This window comes from Paenibacillus sp. JNUCC 34, assembly GCF_058269055.1.
Genome location: NZ_CM177770.1, coordinates 5,783,243 through 5,808,767, shown reverse-complemented (window position 1 = coordinate 5,808,767; position 25,525 = coordinate 5,783,243). Strand labels below are relative to the sequence as shown.

Annotated in this window: 18 protein-coding genes; 14 read left to right on the top strand and 4 right to left on the bottom strand. The window is 51.0% G+C overall.

The window, feature by feature from the left end; translation table 11 throughout:
• Positions 1-44: 44 nt before the first annotated feature.
• On the bottom strand, positions 45-728 hold the full coding sequence (locus AC2TF5_RS26740) for a M50 family metallopeptidase (protein ID WP_491300102.1): 684 nt from the start codon (positions 726-728) through the stop codon (positions 45-47).
• Positions 729-1,002: 274 nt separating this feature from the next.
• Here AC2TF5_RS26740 and AC2TF5_RS26735 point away from each other — a divergent pair, with 274 nt between their 5' ends.
• From AC2TF5_RS26735 to AC2TF5_RS26710, 6 genes are all read left to right on the top strand, one after another.
• Entirely contained in the window at positions 1,003-3,174 is a 2,172-nt protein-coding gene (locus AC2TF5_RS26735; RefSeq protein WP_491300101.1) for a TerB N-terminal domain-containing protein, read from the top strand.
• A 6-nt stretch (positions 3,175-3,180) separates the two neighbouring features.
• The gene (locus AC2TF5_RS26730; protein ID WP_491300100.1) at positions 3,181-4,512 is read left to right on the top strand and encodes an ATP-binding protein; all 1,332 of its coding nucleotides are present in this window, start codon (positions 3,181-3,183) and stop codon (positions 4,510-4,512) included.
• A complete protein-coding gene (locus tag AC2TF5_RS26725; RefSeq protein WP_491300099.1) occupies positions 4,509-6,698 on the top strand; it encodes a DEAD/DEAH box helicase in 2,190 nt (729 codons plus the stop codon). The genes AC2TF5_RS26730 and AC2TF5_RS26725 overlap by 4 nt, the downstream gene beginning before the upstream one ends.
• A gap of 330 nt (positions 6,699-7,028) precedes the next feature.
• Positions 7,029-7,760 carry an SAM-dependent methyltransferase gene (locus tag AC2TF5_RS26720; protein WP_491303014.1) on the top strand — a complete coding sequence of 244 codons (732 nt, stop codon included), beginning with the start codon at positions 7,029-7,031 and terminating at the stop codon, positions 7,758-7,760.
• Between the two features lie 181 nt (positions 7,761-7,941).
• On the top strand, positions 7,942-8,151 hold the full coding sequence (locus AC2TF5_RS26715) for a helix-turn-helix transcriptional regulator (protein WP_491300098.1): 210 nt from the start codon (positions 7,942-7,944) through the stop codon (positions 8,149-8,151).
• On the top strand, positions 8,152-8,544 hold the full coding sequence (locus AC2TF5_RS26710; RefSeq protein WP_491300097.1) for a DUF2178 domain-containing protein: 393 nt from the start codon (positions 8,152-8,154) through the stop codon (positions 8,542-8,544).
• A gap of 153 nt (positions 8,545-8,697) precedes the next feature.
• Here the strand turns inward: AC2TF5_RS26710 and AC2TF5_RS26705 are convergent, their stop codons facing one another.
• The 3 genes from AC2TF5_RS26705 to fadR all read right to left on the bottom strand — a co-directional run bounded on the left by AC2TF5_RS26705 (position 8,698) and on the right by fadR (position 11,316).
• Positions 8,698-9,675, bottom strand: coding sequence for an electron transfer flavoprotein subunit alpha/FixB family protein (locus AC2TF5_RS26705; protein ID WP_491300096.1), 978 nt, complete (start codon positions 9,673-9,675; stop codon positions 8,698-8,700).
• Between the two features lie 210 nt (positions 9,676-9,885).
• Positions 9,886-10,653: an electron transfer flavoprotein subunit beta/FixA family protein gene (locus tag AC2TF5_RS26700; protein ID WP_491300095.1), complete on the bottom strand. Its 768-nt coding sequence runs from the start codon at positions 10,651-10,653 to the stop codon at positions 9,886-9,888.
• A gap of 72 nt (positions 10,654-10,725) precedes the next feature.
• Positions 10,726-11,316 carry a fatty acid metabolism transcriptional regulator FadR gene (gene fadR / locus AC2TF5_RS26695; protein ID WP_491300093.1) on the bottom strand — a complete coding sequence of 197 codons (591 nt, stop codon included), beginning with the start codon at positions 11,314-11,316 and terminating at the stop codon, positions 10,726-10,728.
• Between the two features lie 349 nt (positions 11,317-11,665).
• On the opposite strand from fadR, the gene AC2TF5_RS26690 reads away from it, so the two are divergent.
• The 8 genes from AC2TF5_RS26690 (at position 11,666) to rnr (ending at position 25,295) form a co-directional block, all read left to right on the top strand.
• Entirely contained in the window at positions 11,666-13,846 is a 2,181-nt protein-coding gene (locus AC2TF5_RS26690) for a (Fe-S)-binding protein (protein ID WP_491300092.1), read from the top strand.
• Positions 13,843-16,284: a 3-hydroxyacyl-CoA dehydrogenase/enoyl-CoA hydratase family protein gene (locus AC2TF5_RS26685; RefSeq protein WP_491300091.1), complete on the top strand. Its 2,442-nt coding sequence runs from the start codon at positions 13,843-13,845 to the stop codon at positions 16,282-16,284. The genes AC2TF5_RS26690 and AC2TF5_RS26685 overlap by 4 nt, the downstream gene beginning before the upstream one ends.
• Positions 16,285-16,316: 32 nt before the next feature.
• Entirely contained in the window at positions 16,317-17,501 is a 1,185-nt protein-coding gene (locus AC2TF5_RS26680) for an acetyl-CoA C-acyltransferase (RefSeq protein ID WP_491300090.1), read from the top strand.
• A gap of 38 nt (positions 17,502-17,539) precedes the next feature.
• The gene (locus AC2TF5_RS26675) at positions 17,540-19,330 is read left to right on the top strand and encodes an acyl-CoA dehydrogenase FadE (protein ID WP_491300089.1); all 1,791 of its coding nucleotides are present in this window, start codon (positions 17,540-17,542) and stop codon (positions 19,328-19,330) included.
• A 150-nt stretch (positions 19,331-19,480) separates the two neighbouring features.
• Positions 19,481-21,160, top strand: a complete 1,680-nt coding sequence (locus AC2TF5_RS26670) for a long-chain-fatty-acid--CoA ligase (protein WP_491300088.1) — start codon at positions 19,481-19,483, stop codon at positions 21,158-21,160.
• A 211-nt stretch (positions 21,161-21,371) separates the two neighbouring features.
• Positions 21,372-21,821: a PaaI family thioesterase gene (locus AC2TF5_RS26665; protein WP_491300087.1), complete on the top strand. Its 450-nt coding sequence runs from the start codon at positions 21,372-21,374 to the stop codon at positions 21,819-21,821.
• Positions 21,822-22,050: 229 nt separating this feature from the next.
• Complete coding sequence (gene secG / locus AC2TF5_RS26660) at positions 22,051-22,281, top strand: preprotein translocase subunit SecG (protein ID WP_491300086.1); 231 nt, start codon at positions 22,051-22,053, stop codon at positions 22,279-22,281.
• A 230-nt stretch (positions 22,282-22,511) separates the two neighbouring features.
• Complete coding sequence (gene rnr / locus AC2TF5_RS26655) at positions 22,512-25,295, top strand: ribonuclease R (protein ID WP_491303013.1); 2,784 nt, start codon at positions 22,512-22,514, stop codon at positions 25,293-25,295.
• Positions 25,296-25,525 lie beyond the last annotated feature (230 nt).

Genomic DNA, 25,525 nt, shown 5'->3' with positions numbered 1-25,525 from the left:
AAACCCACCGGAAAACTAAAACTACCGGTGGGTTTGTTGTTGCCTTATTGAGAGCGTGGCTTGGCCGCTGGACGCTTGCGCCAGAACAGTTGCAGGGCAAGCTTGGCGCACCATAAACTAAACACCAGAAACAACAATGCCCATATCAACGCGGGCACAATAGTTGCGTTCGCTAAGTTCGCAGCATCGCCAGCCCGGCTCGGCTGACGGATGGCATACAACAGGAGCGAAAACGGGCCCATGACGGATTCCTCTAACGAGAGGAAGGCGAGCAGGAGAAAGTATGCGTTGCGGATACGTGTGCCAAGGAAATAGAATACCAAAGTGATCACGACAAATATGCTGAGCCACCACACACCGTAGCCGTTGCGTACGAATAGAAGGGTCATGAGCACGGCAATCCCTGAGATCACCAACAGCCCTTCTCCTTGCTTCCGCTTGGTATAGCCATAGAACATTAGAACGGAAAACAGAGAAGCGGAAATGTAGCCGGAAAGGGATACCGCAATCGTTCTCCATCCGGAAGCAAGGACGGAATAGGTCGTACCGCTATGATCTGGATTTAACTCAATACTGAGCACACGTCCTGACAGCAATAGTGTAGCGACCGCGTGTCCCAGCTCATGAATCATGGTGTCCATAATGCGGAACCAGGAGGAGAATGGTATAAACCGGGTCAGCACGGCTGCGCCGACAAGATACAGAATTGTTTTTAGCCATTTGTTCATGGTTAAAATTCCTTTCGTGCCATGGCTCCATATGGTGAGTAACAGAAGCCTTGATTTTTAATGCGTACGCCTGTGAACAGGTAAAAGCTGTTTGGTAGTGAGCAGCAGACAGCACACCTTTTCCTGTGATAGAATGGAACATATGTTCCTTAATTGATTGTGCACTGTTTTGTTTCTACTATGTAGTATAGATGCCGGATTACAACTTGTAAAAGAGCGGCTTTATGGATGGACGGGAATGGTATAATTGGTGGAGTGATGGAGGTACAAATCAATGGAACATTTCAGGAAAAAAGATGAAATTAACATAGATAACGTCCGGCATACCATCGTGCGTAACAACGACATCCGGTTTGCTGAATTTGAGCTGGATGGGGAAGAGAGGGATACTCCGATTCCGGCGAGAAAACCGAGTACGGTTGAAGGTCGGCAGAACGGAAATCTCGGTGGTTTGCAGGAAGTTCGTGCAGGAGCCGAGCTTTCGTTGGCTGATCTAAACTTTTGGGATGAACAAGATTTAGATGGACGGTCCTCCATTTCACCGGGTGCCTCGAATGAACGGAACATAGTCTTACGGGAGAAGGGACTCCACTCTGCCCCTTCTTCGCAGGAGTCATCAAATCAGGAGGAGTCATCTCCTTCAGGTGAGAATGATCGTTTGCATATGGCAGATATTCCGTTCCAATCAATCACCGTCTCTGCAGTCACACAGGCATCCCCGCCCTCGGCAGAAATCCTTTCAAATGAGGGTGTTCACTATTACTCACGAGAACAGCAATTTGTAATACGAGCCCGCGAGCTGGCATGGCATGTAGAGCTGGAGCATCCTTTTGTACCCTTTAAAAGTTATTGGCCTACGTACGATAATATGTCATCTGCTCAGTATAAGTGGTACTTCTATTGGCGGGAAGAGGTGCGGTCGGGCCGTTATCCGGATACTGACTTATCCTATTTGTTTTTATATATGTATGAGCTGATTAACGGGATCGGCTGGAGCAATCCTGCTCAGGGCTGGCAGCTGCTTGATAGTGTTTGGAATGCCTATCGGCAGCGATTTCCTAAGCTAGATGCTTATGCGAAGGAATGGTTATTTGATTTTTCGTTAATTCATGGGCTGGATATGCCGGTAACCGAAACTTACAATCGTATTCCGCGCAGCTTGTCCAGTGAACTAAAGGAGCTGGAGTGGTTGCGGAGATTTACCGCCCAGCCACTTACGCTGAACTGGGATTTGCTCAATGATCTGATGGACTATGAATCGAACAAAAGCCGGTTTTACCAGGAAGGCGGACGTAAGGATATGAAGAAGTACGGCCCTAAGGTGGTCGCACTTGTGGATGTCTATCTTGGAAAAACAAAAGGCCAGCGCCTTATTGATATATTTAAGCCCCGCGAGCGGATGCAAGAAAGATATATATTCCGCAGCGCTGTATACGATTATGATATTTATGGCCGTACGGCTTCGGTTATGACACTGCCAATCAGTGGACATGCTCCGCTTCGTCATTACATTACGAACCTGATCCGGATGATGGAGAATAAGCTGCGGGAGCTGCGCGGATTTAAGGGAAGACTGCGTGGAATCGAGGTGGATCCTGAAATTGAGAAGCTGGTGGCACGCTTTTTGAAGAAGGAGATCCATCCAGCAGGGAATGATTCGATAGGGAAAATGGCACAGCCGGAGGTGCAGATTGACCGCGCGAAGCTGCGGCGAATTCAGCAGGAATCGAACGATGTCCGCGATATGCTGCTGGTGGATGGGCCGGAGAATTCAGAATCTAATCTAGGAACTACGTCGAGAAAAGGGTCATACACCCGGAATGTTCCGATACAGATGGATATTTTTGAAATGGACAGGGTCGAAGATGATTCGATCTTTGAGACACCAATGATGATGTCGGTGAATGAGAGGAAGGGGTTGTTCACGGAGGAAGCATTATTTGTGGATGCTGAGTCTGTAGACCATCCCGTATGCATTGGAAATGAAGAGGCGAAGGAACAGGCACCTACCCCGGCAGTTAGCGATCATTTAGCTTCGCAACAGGGTACGGCTAGCGGACCATCGACAACGATAGCAACCACACAGAGTACGGCTAGCGAAACGCCGATAGGGATAGAAACCGCACAGGGTATAGCTAATGAACCGTCAGCAATGATAGCGACTCCACCAGGTGTATCCATAAACTGGGATACGGCGAATCTGGATAGTGAATGGCACGAGCTGGCTGAACAGTTGACACCGGCACATCTGGAAGCACTGTATGCCCTGAAGGTCGGCCCTGATCTGGCTATGCTTCAAGAGGCAGCTGAACGGGCCGGTTCGATGCCTGCACTGCTCATAGATGAAATTAATGATGCCGCGATGGAAACGATCGGCGATTTGCTAATCGATGGGGAAACCCTCGTGGATGAATATATAGCGATGCTTGATCAATTAACGAGGTGATCAACGATGAATGAATTGAAAATACCCAAAAGGCTGACCACGGCGCTGGTCAACTCGCTAACAGCAGGGGTTGTACCGAGAGTTGGGCTTGAGCATATCGCGGTCGGCCGCAAGCCGGAAGTGGAAGCCATACTGCGTGACATGGACAATATTGCGGAAGGTGGAGCAGCTTTCAAGCTCATTACCGGACGGTACGGCAGCGGCAAAAGTTTTCTCCTGCAAATTATTCGCAATTACGCGATGGATCGGGATTTTGTTGTGGCCGATGCGGATTTATCACCAGAGCGGCGGCTTGTTGGTACGAAGGGTCAGGGACTTGCCACTTACCGCGAGCTGATGACCCATCTCTCCACACGAACACGCCCGGACGGCGGGGCGCTGGAGATGATCCTGCAGAAATGGATCGCAGCGATCCAGCAGGAGATCATGCAGGAGTCCGGGCTACGCCCCGGCGACGCCGCATTGACCGAGCAGGTGGAGCTGCGGATTTATGCGGTAACCAGCAGTATGCAGAATCTGGTGCACGGGTTCGACTTTGCCAAGGTGCTCGCTGCTTACTGGAACAGTTACAAGCTCGGTGACGATGACCGTAAGCAGGCTGCTCTCCGCTGGCTGCGCGGGGAATACCCTACAAAGACGGAGGCACGCAAAGACCTTGGTGTTGGCGTCATCATTGACGATGACAGCTGGTATGACTATATCAAGCTGTGGTCGGAGTTTACAGCAGCTATAGGCTATAAAGGGCTGCTGCTCTTCATCGACGAGGGCGTTAATCTTTACAAAATCACCAATTCGATCTCCCGTCAGAGTAATTACGAAAAGCTCCTGACGATGTTTAACGATACGATGCAGGGCAAGGCGGAGCACCTCGGTATCTTTATGGGTGGTACACCCCAGTTCGTGGAAGATGAGCGGCGCGGGTTGTTCAGCTATGACGCCCTCCGGTCCCGTCTGATCGACGGCCGTTATGGCAGTAGCGGACTCAAGACATATACCTCACCGATATTGAAGCTGGACATGCTGTCGTACGAGGAAATCCTTATTCTTTTGCAGAAGCTGCGGGATATCCATGCCCTTCATTTTCAATATGCAGCCGTCTTGACCGATGATCAGCTGATTGCGTTCATGCAAAATGCCGTGGGTCGATTAGGTGCCGAGGAACTGCTGACAACCCGTGAGGTGGTACGGGACTTTATGGACCTCCTGCATACGCTGCATCAGCATCCGGGTACGACGTTTGAAGATTTGCTGGGTGAAATGACGGCACAGCCCGCGGCTAAGTCTGGGGACAAAGATCCAGATGATATGGAAGACTTCCTCGCGGAGTTTGAGTTATGAGCCCGAACCCGTTCTCTAGGCTTGCGCCCTTCATTCAGGAATATATATATCGGAAACAATGGGATACGCTCCGCGAAGCGCAGGTTGATGCCTGCCGAGTTTTGTTTGATACTCCTAACCATCTGCTCATCGCTTCAGGTACTGCATCGGGCAAGACGGAAGCGGCATTTTTCCCAGCCCTTACAGAGTTATATGAGCGCCCTTCCTCATCTGTCGGTATTTTGTATATCGGCCCGTTAAAGGCGCTGATTAACGACCAGTTTGAGCGAATCCAAGAGCTGCTGCGGGAGGGGGAGGTTCCCGTCTGGCACTGGCACGGGGATGTGTCCCAAGCCGAGAAGACGAAGCTGATGAAAAAGCCTTCCGGCGTTCTCCAGATTACGCCCGAGTCGCTTGAAGGGCTGCTCATGAACCGACCGAATGCGATACCGGCGCTGTTTCAGGATCTGCGATATGTGATCATCGACGAGGTTCACGCCTTTATGGGTGCGGACCGGGGTATTCAGGTGCTGAGCCAGCTGACGCGGATCGAACGGATGGCGTCTTGCTCGCCAAGGCGAATTGGATTGTCTGCGACGCTCAGTGACTATGAGACAGCAGCGGGCTGGCTTGTAGCCGGGACCCGGTATCCCGTCGAGGTGGTGTCTCCCCAAGGCGGCCGGAGGCTGCGGCTGAGTGTGGAGCACTTCTCCTTCCCGGATGCCCGGGATGAGAAGCAGGCCGAGCAGCTGGAGCATGCTCGTAAGGCTTATTATGATTTCGTATATGACCATACCCATCTGAAAAAAGCACTCGTCTTCACCAACTCCCGTTCCGACGCGGAGCTGACAACACTGGAACTGCGCCGTATTGCTGCAAAGCGCCAGCAGCAGGACGTGTTTCACGTCCATCATGGCAGCATCTCGGCCATGCTGCGCGAAGAGACGGAAGCCGCGCTGCGCAGTGGTCCCGGTCCTGCGGTCGCCGCCGCTACACTTACGCTGGAGCTCGGCATTGACCTTGGGGAATTAGAGCGCGTCATGCAGCTCGGAGCGCCTTACAGCTGCTCCAGCTTTGTGCAGCGTCTCGGCCGGTCCGGACGGCGGGGGCAGGCATCGGAGATGCTGTTCCTATGCCCTGAAGAAGAGGACGAAGAAGCCCAGCTGCCGGCAAGGATGCCGTGGACTTTGCTGCGGGCTATCGCGGTCATCGAGTTGTATGTGCGGGATAAATGGGTAGAGCCGCTCACACTGAGAGAAAAACCGATTGGCCTTCTGTATCACCAGACGATGAGCATTTTGAAGAGTATGGGAGAGGCAGAGCCTGCCGATTTGGCACGTGCGGTGCTGACACTGCCTGCATTTCGCGGGATTGAACCAGATGAATACCGGACTTTTCTGAACTATCTGTTGCAAACCGACCATATCCAGCGTACGGACGAAGGGCCGCTTATTATCGGGCTGACGGGTGAGCGCATCGTGAACAACTTCCGTTTCTATGCCGTCTTTAAGGACGATGAAGAGCATGTTGTCTATAACGGCTCTGAGGAGATCGGCTCTATCACCACCGTTCCGCCGCCAGGCTATTGCTTCTCACTGGCCGGTAAGCTGTGGAAGGTGGAGGAAGTGGACACGAAGCATAAAGCTCTGTATGTGAAGTCTGCTAAGGGTAAGGTGGATACCCTTTGGCTCGGTGCAGGCGGCGACGTACATACCCGTGTTGTCCACAAAATGCGTGAGGTGCTGGCAGACAGCACGCTCTATCCTTACTTAGCTCCGGGAGCTGTGAACCGTCTCGAACGGGCGCGGCGTCTGGCCCGGGAAAGCGGGCTGTTGAAGAGCGTCGTCATTCCGGCAGGAGGCGACTCCATGTTTATTTTGCCATGGGCGGGCAGCAAGCAGTTTCGTACATTGGAACGTCTGCTAAAGCACAATTTGGCGGACAAGCTGGCGCTTCGTTCCATCGTGCCGATGGAGCCATATTACATGGTTGTGGCAGGAAAGACCGATGCTGGTCATCTGATGGATGAGATTCTGTCTGAACTGGGCGAATGCGAAGCCGCAGGCCCCGCGACTCTGCTTGATCCGGATGAAGCTCCATATCTCGGTAAGTATGATGAGTTTGTGGCTCCGGAGCTGGTCCGGACCGCATTTGCGGTGGACGGGCTTGATGTGTCGGGATTAGCGGAGGTTTTGAAAAAGCGTTAGTATGCCGCATATGCCATAACACGAATGGCATGGGCGTTTTTACGCTTTCCTATTTACGGTGGTAAAGAGATGAGAAAACTCAGCAAGAACTACGATTACACAGTTGCATTACTGAGCAAAGCTGCCTAATTTCTAGGCAGCTTTTTTGAGTCGGCTCTACAGCATGATAATATATTTTCATAAATTCCATCATATGGTAACATGAGCTTGGGGAAGCGCAAAACATTTGTGCTTTCGTGACAAATTAATAGTTGAGGTGAGCTTGAGATGAGTAGAGTTGAGAAGAGTAGAGTGGCTAGTAATGAGGAAGAGCAGTATTTTGCAGCAAAAATGAATGAAAGTGAGCATGAAGCGGTACAAGAACCTGTGAAGACAACCAAGCTGGAGCTGGAGCGGGTGGTGTTCATCGGCCGTACGTTTGAAGAGTACATGCGGATGTTTGATCTTGAACTGGATGAGCTGAAAGGCCGAAACATTCTTGATTGTCCGGCAGGGGCCTGTTCTTTTACAGCTGTGGGCAGTCAGCAGGGACTGCATATTACCGCGTGTGATATTGCGTATGATCACCAAATCGATGATCTGGAGCGTAAGGGACTGCAGGATATCGGGCATGCGATGGAAACGATGGAAAGAGCAAAGGATCTATACTTATGGGACTTTTATAAAAATGTCCAAGGTTTAAGCCAGTATCGCCATCAGGCACTTCAGGACTGTGTGGCAGATATGAAGGAGCAGCCCGAGCGGTATTTCGCTGCTGTACTACCGGAGCTTCCGTTTAAAGATAAACAGTTTGATCTGGTGCTGTCGGCGCATTTTCTGTTTATGTATGGCGACCGGCTGGACTATGATTTTCATAAGAAGACGATTCATGAATTGCTGCGTGTCACCTCGGGTGAGGTTCGGATATTTCCACTAGTAGATCTGACGGGGTCTCGATATGAGCACCTGGATCAACTGGTGGCTGACCTCCAGGCAGAGGGATTACTGATTGAGGAACGTATTGTACCGTATGAGTTTCTAAGAAATGCGAATTCTATGCTGTGTATCCGTAAAAACCAGTAGAAACATGAGGGTTAGAGAGGGAAGATGGGATCAAAGCGGAAGCAAGTTAACTTAACAAGAGCAAAGTTATATAACATCGAAAAGACAGAAGAGGTGTAAAATATGTTTGACACTTCTTCTGTCTTATTTTATGATTTAGGTGTAAAAAGTTTTTTACACCTAAATGGGGGTGATATTTTGAATGGAAAATCGGATTAAAGAATATAGAGAAAAAAACAGTTTTTCTCAAGGGAAATTAGCAGAGTTATGTAATGTAAGTAGGCAGACGATTAACGCAATTGAGAACAATAAGTATGACCCCAGTTTACAACTTGCCTTTGATATAGCGAAACATTTAGGAATTACTATGGAGGAATTATTTATATCATCATCAGAGCGTGGAGGGAAATAAATGGATAAATCAAAAAAAATTCTTGTTGTCTTGAGCTTAGTTATTTTTTGTGCTCTTGTGGGAATAGCTCTATACAAGTGGATACGATTCGGAACAATAGACGGTGGCTCTATATTTTTCAGTTTTCTTGCTTTATCATACTTTTTTAATTCACTTAATTGGGGAGACCATGAAGGGATTAATGAAAAAGATGAATTGGACAGACATATTAAAACTCAGAGTGCAAAGATAGGTTACTTTGTGTTAATGATACTGTCGGGCTTAGTGTTATTCATTTCTGAAGGTGTATCTAATCTGAACGAAATTGAGAATTATCCGTTACTTATTGTAGTTGGTCTTACATTTATTATACTTCCGATAACAGAGTTCATCTATTCAAGGAAATATAGATGAAAATGCAGCTTGATAAGGAAGCCCTTAACAGAAAAAACGCATGCTTGAGCATGCGTCTCTTATATCTGTAGCAATTCGCACAGCGTTTGCTTCCGTACAGCTGTTTATGCAGCACCGAACGGTAGGGCTGCGCTTATATTGAAGCTCCTTCCTCTACACCAACACCTTACGGAATTCCTCTGTCAATAGCGGTACGATGTCGAACAGATCACCAACGATGCCATAGTCGGCGACCTTGAAGATTGGCGCCTCCGGATCTTTGTTAATCGCGATAATGACGCGTGATTGGCTCATGCCGGCAAGATGCTGGATCGCACCGCTGATACCGCAGGCGATGTAGATCTCGGGCGTAACGACTTTGCCAGTCTGCCCGATCTGCAGCGCGTAATCGCAGTAGCCTGCGTCACATGCGCCGCGGGAGGCACCGACTGCGCCGCCGAGCAGATCAGCGAGCTCTTCGAGCGGCTTGAAACCATCGGCGCTTTTGACGCCACGACCGCCGGATATGACGATTTTAGCTTCGGCGAGATCGATTTTGCCTGTCGTTTTGCGGACTACATCTTTCACTATGGTGCGTAGGGACGGAGCTGGATAGGCGATGTCGACGATGTTCGAGCTTCCGCCGTCCGGAGACGGTTCTGCTGCCGGAATATTATTCGGGCGGATGGTCACGACCCATGGGCCGGATTGAAAAACACGTTTTTCGAACGCTTTGCCGGCATAGAGAGGACGGGTAAAAGAAGCTTCCCCATCTTCCACTTCAATCGCAGTAACGTCAGAAATCTGTCCAGCATTCATCGATGCTGCAGTCAGCGGAGCCAGATCACGGCCGATGGCTGTGTGACCGAACAGCATTATATCCGGCTGTGCTTCTTCAATGGCTGCTTGAATCGCTGCCATATAAGCATCAGGAGTATAGTTTTCCATATCATCTTGTTCGATGGTATATATCGTATCGGCACCATACGGGGTTAAGGCGGTGGTAGCTTCAGTAATATTCGATCCTGCTATCAGGATGCGGATGCTGTCACCGTCTCCGGAAAGAATACGGGCGGCACCCAGCGTTTCCAGTGCAACTTGGCGCAGCTTTCCGTCACGGCTTTCGGCGTAAACCAAAATGGTTTTGCTCATAACATTACCTCCCAGATCAATATAGGAATGAGTTCATCATGAATTAAATATCCTGCTTTGTAAGGTCAATGATTCGTCATGTGCTATCCTCCTAAGAGGATGGTATGACGGACGGCCCCTCAGCCATACACTCAGAGTAAGTACGTCGATAGACGTTTTTCTAATAGGACATGTAACCGGATACAAAGAATGATGTGTACAATGTCCCGATTAAATGACCTTGGACTGTGTACGAAGCAGGGATACCAGTTCATGCGCCACCTCAGCCAGCTCACCTTTCAAAATACGGCCTGCGCTCCGCTCAGGCGGAAGGGACAGATCCGATTGCTTTGTTGCCGGTAGTACATCGTCTATCGAAATGCCGATGTCATCCAAAGTTAGTGTTTTAAAAGGCTTCTTCTTCGCCTTCATAATGCCCGGAAGCGAAGGGTAGCGCGGTTCATTCAAGCCTTGCTGAGCTGTGAACAGCGCCGGAAGCGGGAGTTCAAGCACTTCAAGGTCGCCCTCGGCGTCCCGGTGGACTTCAGCCTTGCCACCGCTGATGGTCAGTTTCGTGATCGACCCCGTATGCGGAATGCCGAGCATTCCGGCTAAGCGAACAGCCACCTGACTGGAGCCGCGATCGACCGAGAAGTTGCCGCCAAGAATCAGATCGGCACTTTCGTTGGACAAATAGGCGTGCAGTACTTTGGATACGGCGTATTCATCATCCGGTATCCGTTCATCGGAGATGAGTACCGCATCGTCCGCACCCATCGCGAGTGCCGTCCGGAGGGCTTCCGCTGTCCGATCCGGGCCGACGGAGAGGAGGGTAACACTTCCGCCGTGCTCATCGCGCAGCTTTACGGCTTCCTCAACAGCATACTCGTCGTAAGGGTTTATGACGAATTTCGCGCCATCCTCGGCAATCGCGCCGTTATCAATCGTGATTTTTTCCTCGGTATCAAATGTCTGCTTCAACAACACTACAATCTTCATCGGTCCAGCTCTCCCTTCAATATGAAAATCATGGTCGTACGATTCTGTCCACTTCGCTAATTTTGTATTTACTTACTCTTTACTGGAAATCCCATGCAGAAAAAAGCTTAGCGTATCTTCGACCTGACCGCTTAACGAGTATTTGCGTCCCGAGATCAGCCATGAGGTTACCGCTTCATCCATCGATCCGAAGATGAGGTTTCGCACAAGCTTAATGTTTAGGTCCGAACAGAACCGGTTCTCTTCTACACCTTGCTTCAGAATATTCTCGATCAGCACAATATATGGCTTCAGTGCGCTGCCAATTTCCTTGCGTAACTCCAGATCGCTCTGCCGCAGTTCAATCTGTGTGACATAAGCCAGCTCCGGATTGCTCTCCAGCTCGGTAAAGTGGATGTGGCACACCGTGCGAAGCGCTTCGATCGGGTCGGTGATTCCTTCTACGCTGTCATGAAATTTACCGACGAGCTCGCCGAGTTTTTCCTGGAACAGGCGGATCAGAATATCCTCCTTTCTTTTAAAATACAAATAGATCGTTCCGTCGGCTACGCCGGCTGCTTTAGCGATCTTTGACACTTGGGAGCGGTGGTAGCCATTCTCGGCAAACACTTTCAGGGCACCCTGGAGTATAAGTTGGTACTTCTCATTTTTTTTACTTGTCATCTGCTCACCCCGATGTTAGAATACAGTTAAATTTTATGAATGAATACTCATTCATTTCTTGTTCCCATCATAAAATACGTCAGAAACATTGTCAATGCTGTGTTTACAGGATCGATGAAAATGTTCACAGCCTGACCGTAGCACCCTAAATAGAAGAGAGGAGGGACCCTGATTCGGTCGGCCGAATGACCGTTATTTTTCGTCCTATATATGAAAGCGCTTCATATCTTGTCCCGCTTTTGTCACAAGTTCTGTTGACATTTCAAGTTGCATTCCACGAGGCAGTGATGAGGCTTTATGAAGCAGAGGACAGCAATTAGAGGATTTTAAACACAAGGGGCTGATGAGGATGATCTGGCAAATAATCAACGCGCTGCTCTTTGTCGGTATAACAGGTTGGGCGGTTTATATGTTCGCCTCTGTCGTATATCGCCGGTATTTGTACATCCGTCTGGGACAGCCAGCCAATCTCAAAAAAGATATGAAGGAGCGCCTGGGTCAATTTTTCATTCAGGTGTTTGGTCAGAGCAAGCTGTTTAAAGATCGCAAGAGCGGGATTATGCATTTTATCGTTTTTTACGGGTTCATAGTTTTACAGTTCGGTGCAATCGACATCATCTGGAAAGGGCTGACGGGGTACAACCTGCCGATTCCTGGACATGACGCGTTCATTCTGATGCAGGAGATTACGGTAGCACTCATTCTTTTCGCGATTGGTTATGCTGCCTACCGGCGGTACGGCGAAAAGCTGAAGCGGCTGAAACGGGGCTGGAAGCCGAGCATTGTCGTTTTTTTCATTACTTCGCTGATGGCTTCTGTACTATTGACGATGGCTTTCGAAAGAGTGAAGGAAGAGCTGCCGGCGTCTGGTTTCGCACCGATCTCGTCGGCAATCTCCTCACTGTTCACCTGGGTGCCGCATATCGGTGCAACGGTTGCCTACTTCGCGTTCTGGTGGATACATCTCATTATTTTGCTCTCGTTCCTGCTCTATGTGCCGCAGTCGAAGCACTTCCATCTCATTACGGCGCCGATCAACATATTAGTGCGCAGAACAGAACCGGTAGGACGTTTAAGCAAGTTGGATCTGGAAGATGAGGAAGCCGAGGAATTCGGCGTCGGCAAAATCGAGGATTTCACCCAGAAGCAAATGCTTGATTTCTACGCTTGTGTGGAGTGCGGCCGCTGCACGAATGTATGTCCTGCCTCCAATACCGGCAAGCTGCTCTCACCAATGCATATGATTGTGAAGCTGAGGGATCACCTGACGGAAAAGGGAGCCGCCCTCACCTCCAAGTCACCATGGATACCGGCGGCGGTGTTCGGTTCACCGGGCATTCATCGGATGGAAGTTGGGGAAGAGATTCTTGCAGAGTGGAGAGGTGAAGGGATTACGGACATCGGGCCGACGATGGCGGCCCAGAAGCGGGCGTGGCATCAGGTGGAGGGTGTTAACGCTCAGGATGTAGAACTGCTCGGCGGGGTTATGACGGAAGAGGAAATCTGGGCCTGCACGACATGTCGCAATTGTGAGGATCAGTGTCCGGTTGCGAACGAGCATGTGGACAAAATCATCGACCTGCGCCGTCATCTGGTGCTTATGCAGGGCAGCGTGCCGCAGGAAGGCCAGCGGGCGATGATGAACATCGAGCGCCAAGGAAATCCGTGGGGTATCAGCCGCAGCGACCGCAATAAATGGGTGACGGAAGTCGATCCGGACGGCAGCCTTGGCCTAAAAATTCCGACGGCGAAGGAGAACCCAGGGTTCGAATATTTGTTCTTTGTCGGTTCCATGGGCTCCTATGACAACCGCAGCCGCAAAATCACCCGCGCCTTCGTGCGCCTGATGAATGAAGCCGGCGTGAATTTCGCTATTCTCGGTAACGAGGAGAAGAACTCGGGTGATACCCCGCGACGCATGGGCAATGAGTTTCTGTTCCAGCAGCTGTGCAATGAGAATATCGAGACGTTCCAGAAATACAACGTCAACAAAATCGTCACGGCATGTCCGCACACCTTCAACACATTGAAAAATGAATATCCGGAGTTCGGGCTGGAGGCCGAAGTGCTGCACCATACCGAGCTGCTGGATAGGCTCGTGAAAGAAGGCCGGCTTTCGCCGACGTACGAGGTGCCGGAAACGATTACGTATCACGACTCCTGTTATCTCGGACGTTATAACGACGTCTATGAGCAGCCGCGTGACGTGCTGCGGGCCATACCGGGTGTCAAGCTGACGGAGATGGAGCGTACTCGTGAGAACGGGATGTGCTGCGGCGCCGGAGGCGGCCGAATGTGGATGGAGGAGGACGAAGGTAAGCGGGTTAACCTGGCTCGTACCGAACAGGCGCTGGCCGTGTCTCCAACGATGATCAGTTCAGCCTGTCCGTACTGTCTCACCATGTTGGAAGACGGAACGAAGGAAAAAGAAGTGGAAGAAAGCGTGAAAACACGCGATATCGCGGAAATATTGGAGTTATCCGTATTCGGTCCATCTAAAATCCATGAACGGGAGGTCGTTATGCAATGAGTAATATCATCACCAAAGAAGTCATAGGTGGTTCCGGTGCCACGAGCAGAACTATATCAAAAGCAGCCGTTATCGGTTCTGGTGTCATGGGGTCAGGCATCGCTGCCCATCTTGTGAATGCAGGAATTCCGTGTCTGTTGCTCGATATGGTCCCGAAATCTTTAACCCCTGAAGAGGAAAAAGCCGGGCTGACGCTGGAACATCCGAAGGTTCGAAACCGATTGGCGGCTAAAGCGGTGGCGGGACTGCCGAAGGCGAGTACAGCGCCGCTGTACTCGCCGGATTTTGCCAAGCGGATTACACCAGGCAATACGGAGGATCATTTGAACCTGCTGAAAGGGGTCGACTGGATCATTGAGGTGGTGACCGAACGGCTGGAGATCAAGAAGAGTATTTTATCTCTTATTGAAGGTGTACGTAAGGAAGGCGCGATTGTCAGCACCAACACCTCCGGCATTTCCGTGAACGAAATGGCTGAGGATTGCAGTGAGGAATTCCGTCGTCATTTTCTCGGTACGCATTTTTTCAACCCGCCTCGTCATATGAAACTGCTGGAGATTATCCCGGGTTTTGATACGGATCCCGAGATTACGGCGTTTATGGCTGAGTTCTGTGAGAAGCGTCTTGGCAAGGGTGTGGTACTGGCGAAAGATACACCGAACTTTATCTCCAACCGGATCGGCACTTACGGCTTGCTGGTTACTTTGAAGGAGATGATCGAGAACGGATATACGGTAGAGGAAGTAGATGCAGCGACCGGTCCGGTGCTTGGACGTCCGAAGAGTGCAACCTTCCGCACACTAGATCTGGTAGGCATCGACACCTTCGTGCATGTGGCGCGGAATGTGTATGACAGCGTGCCGGACAGCGCGGAGAAGGATGTATTCACTGTGCCTGAGGTCATGAATGAGCTTGTGACCCGCGGTTGGACAGGTGAGAAGGGCGGTCAGGGCTTTTACAAAAAAGTGAAGGGTGAGCAGGGCAGCAAGATCCTTTCACTAAACCTTTCCACGATGGAGTACAACCCGGGCGCGAAGATTAGCTCCGCATCTCTAGAAGCAGCCAAGGCTACCAAGGGTTCCAGAAAGAAAATCAAGGCATTTCTCGGTACGCCGGACCGCTATTCGGAGCTGGCCTGGAATGTAATGAAGCAAGTGCTGGTGTATTCAGCTGAGAAGCTTGGTGAGATCGCAGATTCGATCGAGGATATCGACAATGCGATGAAATGGGGATTTAACTGGGAGCTTGGGCCGTTTGAGACTTGGGATTTGATCGGCTTGTCCAAGTCGGTACAGCGTATGGAAGCGGAAGGGCTTACGGTGCCTTCCTGGGTGAAGGACTGGATTGCTGCTGGTAATGAATCGTTCTATCAACAAAAGGACGGAGGGTTGTTCCACTACTTCAAAGGGGAGTACAAGGGAATCGAGGAGAAGCCGGAGATGACCTCACTGCAGGCGCTGAAGTCGCAGAACCGGATTATCCGCTCCAATACCGGTGCGAATCTGATCGATATCGGTGACGGCGTAGCCTGCCTCGAGTTCACCTCGCCTAACAACGCCATCGGGGCTGATATTCTCGTCATGATCCAGCAGAGTGTGGATGAGGTTCGAGCCAATTACCGTGGACTGGTTATCGCTAATGAAGGACGGCATTTCTGCGTCGGGGCGAATCTGATGCTCATGCTGATGGAAGCCCAGAGCGGTGATTGGGATGAGGTTGATGACATCATCCGTCTGTTCCAGGGCAGCATGATGAAGTTGAAAGGTCTGGAAAAGCCCGTAGCAGCTGCTCCGCACCGGATGACACTGGGTGGCGGAGTGGAAGCGTGCCTGCCAGCGGACCGCGTTGTGTTCTCGTCCGAAACGTATTTTGGACTCGTTGAGACCGGCGTCGGATTGATTCCAGCCGGCGGCGGCTGTAAGGAGATGGCGCTGCGCATAAGTGACAGTCATCCGGATCCCGAGTCTGACCTCCAGCCCGCGATAAACAAAATTTTCGAGACGATTGCGATGGCGAAGACGTCTACGAGTGGACATGATGCGATCCGCATGGGTTATGGAAGGCCGACCGATACGGTGGTCATGAACCCAGATCACCGCATTTATGAAGCGAAGCATGCCGTTCTCGCCATGGATCGGGCCGGTTATGTGCCGCCGCAGCCGGGTCGTGCCCGTGTCGTTGGCCGCGATGGCCATGCAGTCTTGCAGATGGGTGCGCTCGGACTGAAGCAGAGCGGATATATTAGCGAGCATGATCATCTGATCGCGAAGAAGCTGGCGCATATTTTGAGCGGCGGCGATGTGCCGGCCGGAACAGTAGTAACCGAGCAGCATCTCCTCGATCTGGAGCGGGAAGCATTCTTGAGTCTGCTCGGAGAAGTGAAGACACAGCAGCGCATGCAGCACATGCTCGCTAAAGGTAAGCCGCTTCGCAACTAATAAACCATTATAAGGTGAATGAGGTGAATGGTATGAGAGAAGCAGTCATCGTATCCCTTGCGCGTACAGCAGTCGGCAGGGCGAAGAAAGGAAGCCTTGCCCAGACTCGGGTTGAGGATTTGGGAAAGGCCGTACTGGAAGCTGTTATTGAACGTGCACCGGGACTGAAAAAAGAGGACGTGGAGGATGTCATTCTAGGCTGTGCCATGCCGGAGGGAGAGCAGGGGCTGAACGTCGCCCGGATTATTTCGCTGTATGCGGGCTATCCGGTGACCGTTCCGGCACTGACGGTCAACCGTTTCTGCTCCTCCGGACTTCAGGCAATTGCTTTTGCTGCTGAACGCATTATGCTCGGCCATGCCGAGGTGATTGTGGCGGGCGGTGTGGAAAGCATGAGCCATGTGCCGATGACTGGTTTTAAACCGGCTCCGCATCCGGGGCTCGTAGAAGATATGCCAGAGGTTTATATGGGCATGGGTCACACCGCAGAGGCGGTAGCGCGCCGATTCGGCATCAACCGTGAGGATCAGGATGCTTTTGCCGTCAGCAGTCACCGTAAGGCGGAAGCAGCCATCCGGGAGGGGAAGTTCCGGGATGAGATCGTACCTGTGAGCGTGAAGCTGACGACGGCGGACGAAGAGGGCAAAATCCGGAGTAAAGAGTTTATGTTCGATACGGATGAGGGGGTTCGACCGGACACTTCTCCGGATGGTCTTGCCCGGTTGAAGCCAGCCTTCGCGCTTGGGGGAACCGTTACAGCGGGCAACGCATCCCAGACGAGTGACGGGGCTGCAGCGGTAGCGGTGATGAGCCGCGAAAAAGCGGAGGAGCTTGGCTTAAAGCCGCTGGCAACATTTCGTTCTTTTGCCCTGGCTGGAGTAGAACCCGAAATTATGGGGGTCGGTCCGGTTGAGGCCATTCCGAAGGCGCTCAAAATGGCAGGCATTAATCTCGATCAGGTGGACCTGTTCGAGATCAATGAAGCTTTCTCTTCCCAGTGCTTGCACATCATTCGCGCACTTGGAATCGATGAGAGCAAGGTCAACGTCAATGGAGGGGCTATCGCTCTTGGCCATCCGCTCGGTTGCACCGGCGCCAAACTGACGACAAGCCTTGTATCTGAGCTGACTCGCCGCGGCGGCGGATACGGTGTCGTGAGCATGTGCATCGGCGGAGGAATGGGAGCAGCTGGTGTGTTCGAAGTTCACAGCGCGTAAACAGTCTTAATCCAAAATGGTGAAAGGGGAAATAAAGCATGAGCGAGAACCAAACAAAACAACCGAAAATCGTAGGCGGCGGATTTGTCATTGATAACCCGGATCTGGACCGGATCCTTACACCGGAGGATTTTACTGAAGAGCATCGCATGATTGGTGAAACCGTTCGTGGTTTTATCGAAGGTGAAGTGGTGCCGCAGGACGAACATATTGAGAAGCTAGACTACGAGCTAACGGTTGAGCTGCTTCGCAAAGCCGGAGAGCTTGGACTGCTCGGCGCGGACGTTCCCGAAGAGTTTGGCGGCGTTGGACTCGACAAGGTGAGTTCTACGATCATTAACGAGTCTCTAGCCAAAGGCTCCTCATTCGCTCTGTCCTTCGGCGCCCATGTCGGCATCGGCACGCTGCCGATCGTGCTCTTCGGCACGACAGAGCAGAAGCAGAAGTATTTGCCGGACCTTGCAACCGGCGTCAAAATCGCAGCTTACTGCCTGACAGAACCGACCTCCGGTTCGGATGCTATGAGCGCGAAGACGACGGCGCGTCTGACTGACGACGGTGAGTATTATATTTTGAACGGATCGAAATTGTATATCACGAACGCCGGGTTTGCGGATATCTTTATTGTATATGCCAAAATCGACGGAGAGCATTTTACCGCGTTCATTGTAGAAAAGGAAATGGAAGGCTTCACGCTCGGACCGGAAGAGAAGAAGATGGGTATCAAGGGTTCCTCGACCCGTCCGCTCTTCTTCGAGGATGTGAAAGTGCCAAAGGAGAACCTGCTGGGTGAGATCGGCAAAGGTCATCGGATCGCGTTCAATATATTGAATATCGGACGTTACAAGCTGGCGGCCGGAACGTTGGGAGCGGCGAAAGAGTCCATTGAATTGAGTGCCAAGTACGCAAATACGCGCAAGCAATTCGAGACGCCGATTTCCAATTTCCCGCTCATGCGCAAAAAGCTCGCCGAAATGAACATTACCTCTTTTGTGATGGAGAGTATGGTATACCGCACAGCAGGACTGTTGGATGAAGCGATGCAGGACATCGATTACAGCAGCAATGATGCGGGTGCCCAGGCGGCAGCGGCTGTATCCGAGTATGCGATTGAGTGTTCGATCAACAAGGTATATGCCTCCGAAGGACTCGATTTTATCGCCGACGAAGGGGTTCAAATCCATGGCGGTTATGGGTATATACAAGAGTATAAGATTGAGCGGATTTACCGCGACTCCCGTATTAACCGTATTTTTGAAGGAACGAATGAAATCAATCGTCTGCTCATCCCTGGTACGCTTGTTAAGAAAGCAATGAAGGGTCAAATCGCTCTTCTGCAAAAAGCCCAAAGCCTTCAGGGAGAACTGCTGCAGCTTGTACCGGGACAGACGTTTGAAGGAACGCTGGAACAGGAAGCGCACTACCTTGATATGAGCAAAAAGATTTTCCTTCTCGCCGGCGGTCTTGCCGTCCAGAAGTTTGGAACGAAGCTGGAAAAGGAACAAGAGGCGCTTGCGAATCTGGCCGACATGATGATTGACATCTATGCTCTTGAAAGTGCACTACTGCGTACGCGTAAACAGATTGCCCGCACTTCGGAAGAGAAAACAGCCAATATGATTGAAATGACACAAGTGTTTGCGTACGAGGCGTTCCAGCGCATAGAAGCACTTGCCAAGGAAACACTCGCTTCAGTCGAGTCTGGTGATATGCTGCGTATGCAGATGTCGGTGTTGAAGAAGCTAACGCGTACGAACCCAGTGGATACGGTGTCTCTCAAACGGAGCATCGCGGCACGTGTGGTAAAGAACGAACGGTACACGGTGTAAATTGGCCGAAAGAAAAAATTGCAATTATAGCTGGCTTATAATTCTCGCTAAAACGCGATCGTCCCTTGGATAAGGACGACGGAGTCGTTTCTACTTGGAGTAGGAGTGAAGGAAGCTTTACAGCATTCCTCAGGAAAGGGATGGTTTTGTATGCATGCAAAGCCTTGGCTGCCTTTTTACCCGGCTGAAGTAGCCCCCACGTTTGATTATCCGAAACAGAACTTGGCGTTATTTCTCGTAACGTCTGCACAGAAATTTCCGGATCGGCCGGCGTTGTATTTTATGGGTAAAAGTATCAGTTATAAAACATTACTGGAGTCTTCATATCGCATGGCACACGCACTTCGGGGCAAGGGAGTGGCAAAGGGGGACCGGGTGGCGATTATGCTGCCCAATTGTCCCCAGGTCGTTATCTCCTATTACGGGGCGCTACTCGCCGGCGCGATTGTGGTGATGACGAACCCTCTCTATATGGAGCGGGAGATCGCGCATCAAATGAAGGATTCAGGCGCAAAAGTGATGATTACGATGGATATGTTTGTGTCCAGGGTGGAGAAGGTCATTGCAGAGACGGAATTGAAACATATGATTGTGACTTCTATACCGGACTATCTTCCTTTTCCGAAAAATATGCTGTATCCGATCAAGGCCAAAAAAGCCGGTCCTTTACCGGTTGTTACGTACGGTGAGACGGTGCATCCTTTTAAAAAGCTTATCGCTGAGTCGCCGGACTTTCCGTTATGCGAAAAGATTGACGCAGAGAAGGATCTGGCGCTGCTTCAGTACACGGGAGGGACGACAGGTGTACCCAAAGGGGTTATGCTCACGCATTACAATCTCATTGCTAACACATTGCAAAGCGCGAATTGGTGCTACAGAGTGGAAGAGGGCAAAGAACGCTATCTGGCGGCACTGCCCTGCTTCCATGTGTTCGGTCTGACCGTGCTGCTGAACCAGGCGATTTACCGGGGGAGTGAGCTGCTGCTGGTGCCAAAATTTGAGGTGACGATGATTTTGGATTTGATCCGGAAAAGGAAACCGACGCTTTTCCCAGGTGCCCCTACCATGTACATTGCACTCATTAATCATCCGCGCATTCTTGAGTACGACCTGTCTTCTCTAAATGCATGTGTTAGCGGTTCGGCTGGGTTACCGGCAGAAGTGCAGGATAAATTTGAAGAAATGACAAAGGGCCGTTTAATTGAAGGTTACGGACTTACCGAGTCATCACCTGTTACGCATGTGAATCCGATCTGGGAAAGACGCAAGCTTGGTAGCATCGGGTTGCCGATGCCGGATACGGAGGCCATGGTCGTGAACCCGGATACCGGCGAAGAGGTACCGCTTGGAGAGCCTGGCGAGTTGATCGTGAAAGGGCCACAGGTGATGAAGGGGTATTGGAACCGGCCGGAGGAAACGTTTGATACACTTCGGAACGGCTGGTTGTTTACAGGCGATATGGCAACAATGGATGAGGAAGGGTATTTCAAAATTATTGACCGGAAGAAGGATATGATTATCGCAAGCGGTTACAATATATATCCGCGTGAAATTGAAGAAGTGCTGTATGAGCATCCGTCTGTCAAAGAGGCCGTCGTAGTTGGAACACGGGACGAATACCGCGGTGAGACCGTTAAAGCTTATATTGTATTGAAAGACGGAGCAAAGCCGGATCCGGCGGATCTGGAGAAATTTTGCCGCAGTCAGCTTGCCGCTTATAAGGTGCCTAGGCAATACGTGTTCCGTGATTCGCTGCCCAAGACAATGATTGGTAAAGTACTGCGCCGCAAGCTGCTGGAAGAGGAAGACGAAGGCAGACCGACAGGGTAATCTTAGAGGAATAGGCGTGTTACTACTACAACGTGCCGAGGATGTGCATTATCCGGGCTTATCCTGCGGGGTGGCTTGTGCTGTGGGACCAAGCCGCTCGCTTGGCAAGATGCTGTGACTCGTGCTTGATAAGGGAGGTGGATGATCATTGATCCAGTGTCCCAGTGGAACGCAAGAGCGCAGATGATGAAGAGAGGAGGTGCTTTCTTTTATGAAACATGCCAATACCGAACCGAACATGAAACCTCAACCGAGCGAAGAGGAACGTGAGGCATATATTCAGGCTATGACTAAGGCTGCCGAACCAACATTTTGGGGATACCTCGGTTGTAAAATGGAGTCTGCTAGTAGGGAAGGGGTAGTCGTTACACTGGATGCACAGCCGCATCATATGAATATGATGGGGATCGTCCACGGTGGCGTTCTCTCTTCCCTAATGGATAATGCGATGGGGATTACGGTTATGCTGGATCGCCCCGGTGAATCTACCGTGACCAGCAATTTGAATGTTCATTTTTTGAAACCTGCGAGGGAAGGGCGGATGACGGTGAAGGCGAACATCGTCCACAGCACGCGGCGGTCTGTTACAACGGAATCCCGGATCACGGACTGTAATGGGGAACTAGTGGCAATCAGCACCGGATCGTTTCGTGTGAAGTGATACAGGGAATATCAGTGGTCTGCCATTCTTCATCTTGAAGAGAGGCAGGCCTTTGATGCTTTGTTTGGAAGACAAAAAATATATGTCGGTTACTTCTTAGGATCGCCATGTCTACCTTGTCAATCTCTGTGCACCTATGCTACAATAAGAATGCTGTTTTTCTATGTGAATCTTTGAGTATATTAATTGTAATAAATTCGGATGTTTACACGTTTAGGAGGTGGAAGTATTGGTAATGTTTTTTGAGGTGCTGCTTGTTATTTTCTCGATCGCGTTGATTGCAATTGTTCTTCTGCAGAAAGGGAAAAGCGCAGGTCTTTCCGGTGCCATCTCCGGCGGTGCGGAACATCTTTTCGGTAAGACTAAAGCCCGCGGTATGGAACTCGTACTGCAGCGCGTGACCGTAGGCGTCGCAGCGGCATTCTTTATTCTAGCAATCGTTGTCGCTATTTTGAAATAGTACACAGCATAACCTTCGCTTTTTCAGTTATGGAAGAGCGGAGGTTTTTTATATTTGTCTACATACATTTTTTGGCTTCGACTTATCGTTGCCTCTGTGCTGCGACATGGTGATAAGGATACCCGGGATTAAATTCGTGTATACTAGGGTATGAGTATTATGAAGGTAAACAATGGATACATTTGCGGTACAAGACGAACAGGAGCGCACGTTCCCTCGAGGTGATAATGATGATAACAGAAGAAATAATATTGGAATTTTTGCGGGAAACCGACTATAAACCGATGACGTATCAGGAATTGGAGAAGCATTTTGGAATAAGTGACGCACATGAATTCCGCGAGTTTCTGAAGCTGTTGAATGAGCTGGAGCAGTCCGGGAAAATCCTTCTAACCAGTAATCAGCGCTACGCTGTGCCGGAGCGGTTGGATTTGCAGCGGGGACGCCTTCAGGTTCATTCCAAGGGTTTTGCATTTCTTATTCCGGATGATCGTGAGCATCCCGATGTGTACATTCATGCGAATGACCTGAAAAGCGCAATGAACGGCGATATTGTGCTTGTACGCGTCAGTTCGAAGAGCCCGGCCGGCGGTAAGCTGGAAGGGGAAGTGGTGCGCATTGTAACACGCGCAGTTACCCAGGTGGTAGGCGTGTTCCAGAACCATGAGGCATATGGATTTGTGCTGCCGGATGATAAACGGATTAATCGGGATATTTTTATACCTAAGCACGCGATAAACGGCGCGGTGGATGGCGTGAAGGTTGTTGTGAAGCTGGTAAGTTATCCGGAAGGTCGGGCAGCTGCCGAGGGTGAAGTTGTGGAGATACTCGGCCATAAGGACGACCCGGGCATAGATATCCTGTCAATTATCCGGAAGCATCAGCTGCCGGAAGGTTTTCCGGAGGAAGTGCTGGCGGAGGCTGATGACGCGCCCGACTCGATTACGGATGAAGAGATTGTACAGCAGGGACGCCGGGATCTGCGCGGACTGAACATCGTGACTATTGACGGTGAGGATGCCAAGGATCTTGATGATGCGGTCAATGTGGAACGACTGCCTAACGGAAACTATAAGCTGGGCGTACATATCGCTGATGTGGGTTACTATGTGCGCGAGGGTTCGCCTTTGGATATTGAAGCGTATAATCGGGGCTGCAGTGTGTATCTTGTAGACCGGGTTATTCCGATGCTGCCGCACCGCTTGTCCAACGGTATTTGCAGTTTAAATCCGCAGGTGGACCGTCTGACGCTGTCCTGCGAGATGGAGTTCAACGAGCAGATGAAGGTTGTGAACCACGACGTCTTCACAAGTGTGATCAAGACGAAAGAGCGGATGACGTATAACAATGTCCGCAAAATTCTGATCGATGAGGACCCGGAGCTGATCGAACGCTACAGCGATCTGGTGGACGACTTCAGGTTGATGCGCGAGCTTGCGTTAAAGCTGAGAAATCGCCGGATGCAACGCGGCGCGGTAGACTTTGATTTTGTGGAATCCAAAGTCATCGTGGACGAGAACGGTAAAGCGGTAGATATCGTCAAAAGAGAGCGTTCCATCGCCGAGCAGATTATCGAGGAATTCATGCTGGCGGCCAACGAAACCGTAGCAGAGCATTTCCACTGGTTGAAGGTTCCGTTCATTTACCGGATTCACGAGGATCCGGATCAGGAGAAGCTGCAGAACTTTATGGCGTTTGCTGCGAATTTTGGGCATCATGTGAAGGGGCGGGGCAACTCGATTCATCCACGGGCGCTGCAAAATCTGCTTGAGGCGATCCAAGGCACGAAAGAGCAGACGGTGCTCAGCACGATGATGCTTCGTTCGATGAAGCAGGCGAAGTATGATGCGGAGAGTACCGGGCATTTTGGGCTTGCGGCAGAGTATTATTCCCACTTTACGTCGCCGATTCGTCGTTATCCGGACCTTGTCATTCACCGGGTTATCCGAGAAGTGGTCGAGAACGGGAACATGCTGTCCGAGAAGCGTCAAGAGTATTTGGCGGAACGGATGCCGGACGTTGCGCAGCAATCGTCTGAACGAGAGCGTGTAGCAGTTGATGCAGAACGGGATACGGAAGCACTGAAGAAAGCCGAGTACATGCTGGATAAGGTCGGCGAAGAATTCGAAGGCATGATCAGCAGTATAACGAGCTTCGGTATGTTTATTGAACTGGAGAACACGGTAGAAGGTTTGATCCGACTCGGTGGATTGACGGACGACTATTACCATTTCGATGACCAGCATATGGTGCTCATCGGCGAACGGACTTCGAAGATATTCCGTATCGGGGATGAAGTGAAGGTTCGCGTGGCGAACGTGAACATGGATGAGCACACCATCGATTTTGAGATGGTGGATATGAAGCCGCGCAAAGAAGGCGGACGCGGTGGACAGGCCGGCCGAGGATTTGGCGGCCGTGATGGTGGCACGCGTGGCGGAGCTAAACCGGGCCGTGGCGGTAAGCGCGGTGGTGATGCGGCTGCTGGTGGTAGCGAGAATGGTGGCAAAGGTGGTAGACGTGCCAAACGTGGTGCTGATACAGCGGCTGCAGGCGGCGATAGTGGTGGCTATAGCGGTAGACGCGGCAAGCGTGGCGGTGATGCGGTCGCTCCGGGTACTGAGAGTGGTGGCAATGGAGGCAAACGCGGTAAGCGCAGCCGTGACGGCGGGCAGAAGGGCGGCGCCGGTATTAGTATTGGTGAGCCAAGCGGAGTTACAGGTGAGCAGCAGCAGAGCTTCGGCTTTGGCAGCGGCAAAGGCGGCTATAGCTCGCAGGGCGCCAGCTCTACCGGTTTTGACCGTAACGCTAGAGGTGGGTATGGTAGTAAGGGCGCTAACGGTGATAATGGCGGTAAGAGCCGGCGCAAAAAAACGTCCGGCAGCGGTATTTTTATCGGGGAAGGGCCAACGCCTGGACCAGGTGCTGGTGACGCCAATGGAGGCGGCGGTCGACGCAAACGGAAGAGCAAAGGAAACGGTACAGCTGCTTTTGTACGGAAGAAGAAAAAGTAAGAAGCAGTTGAGGATTGCGGCGGTGTAGAACTCGCTTTAATACGAGATCTGGCTGTGAACATCATATCGGTCGTACTGCAAGAGTTTGTAGAAGGTCGACCGCTGTCATGCAATACAACACCGCATGTTGGGAGACGTTCAGGGTCGTTTTGAACCGTGAAATCCTATGCGTGTAATCGTCAGGAACCCCTGTCTTTTCTTGCTTTTGACGGGTTCTGTTGGTACAATGG